Raw genomic sequence first — 1,697 nt, 5'->3', positions numbered from 1 at the left:
CCGTCCTACCTGATCGAGCGCACCGACAACGGCGGTTCGACCTATGCGACCGAAAAGACCGCGACGGCTGGCGAATTCTTCGTCGTGCCCAATCAGGTCGGGCGGCAATACCGCGCCGTGATGGTTGCGCCCGATACGACCCGGACTGTCGGGGCATGGCTTCCGCCTGTCTCCGCTGCTGGCCCGCAGATCGCCGTGGCATCGGTGGATGGCCGCACGCTGGCGGTTCAGACCCCGGCTGGCACCGGCACCCTGCGGGCACGCCCCTATGGCGGCGGCACGGCCATTACGGCGGCTGTCTCGGGCACGACCACGAATATCACCCTGACCGGCAATGGCTGCTGGCAGATCGACTATGCCCCGGATGGCGTGACCTATGGCGCGCTGGCATATCGGTGGTGCTTCACTCTCGGCGCAATCAGCCGCTTCGGGCGGAATGTGGGGTCTGTGGGCTTGGTACCGTACCTCCGGGACGGCATTGTGGTCGGCACCCCGATTTCAGGCCGACAAGCGACCATGGACCAGCCAACCCCGGCATATCAGATGCTGGCGTCTTCTTTCCAGCACCCGGTCACTGGCGTGTCGACGCCAGTCAATTTCCACATCAACGGAGCGATGAAGAATTTTGTCGTGCCGCTTGACTACAGCGACCAAGGCTATGCCGCGTTCGACAACCGCATGTTCTCCGGCAACACCAGCACCGGCGTACCGTTCGGGCCGGGGATCAAATATGTGAAACTCGACGATAAGGCGGTTAACTATGCCGACATCAACTATCGCAAGACCTTTGAAATCAACAATCTGTATCGTCGCTGGCCGGACATGCTGTCACTGGATGACGGCATTGCCAATGCGGCAAGCGGCCCAGACGGCAGGTATGTGGGAACATCGCAGGCGCACCGGAAAGGTTTGCTCGATCAGGTCGGAGGCTTCGTCTTCTCCGCAAGCCAGCCCGTAACAACGCCAGGATCGAAGCAATTCCCTCAGCAAGTCTTCCGGCACTCCACATGGACTCCGGGCCATATCAACGTGCCCTATATCGACGATCTGTGCGACACCCTGTTTGGGTATAGGTTCTCGTCGACCGGAATGTCGGGCTATGTGGATCCAGAGATCGGCTTGGCGCGCCTTGAGAGGTTGAACCTGGCGCTGGCTATGTATCGCGGCGGAAACCACGATATCGATAGCCATGAGCGGCTGACGACCTACCTGAATGCCTTCCCGCTGGAGAGCGGAAACTACTACCAGAACACTCTGGTAGATGACATGGTGATGCTGTCCACTCTGGATGTCCTGACCGAAGTGCAGACCGCACGGCTCGTCTATGCCTTGGCCGCTTGGGGTTCGCAGATCGACATTCCCGGAAAGCAATCCCAGAACGGGGCGGGCATTTCCCAGCACCATGAAATGCTCATCATGTTCTCGCGGATCGCCCGCGGCCTCGGGGAGCAAGGACTTCGTGACTTGGCTGCGGACCAGCCGGGCAACCATCTGACTTCGTTCATCGAGTTCAAGACTGCCGATCTTCCCATGCTCCAGCCGCACAGCAACCCGCTGTGGCCGGGCTTTGCGCGCCATCGGACGATCAGCTATGTCGCGACGGCAAGCGGCATTGTGACAGTCAGGATGCCCCTGATCACGGGAGAGAGCCAGCGCCAGTACTATCAGGGCCTGACCTTTGTTTCTGAGGCGACCGG

General features: G+C 60.6%; 1 protein-coding gene. It reads left to right on the top strand.

Features of this window, described 5'->3' with window-relative positions; translation table 11 throughout:
* Positions 1–1,697: hypothetical protein (locus ACED67_RS21580; protein WP_395543803.1), on the top strand; the 1,697-nt coding region annotated here is incomplete at both ends.

It is taken from the genome of Neotabrizicola paludis, assembly GCF_044142105.1.
Lineage (GTDB): Bacteria > Pseudomonadota > Alphaproteobacteria > Rhodobacterales > Rhodobacteraceae > Pseudogemmobacter.
The sequence above is the reverse complement of the archived record's forward strand: the minus strand, read 5'-3'. Positions and strand labels throughout refer to the sequence as shown.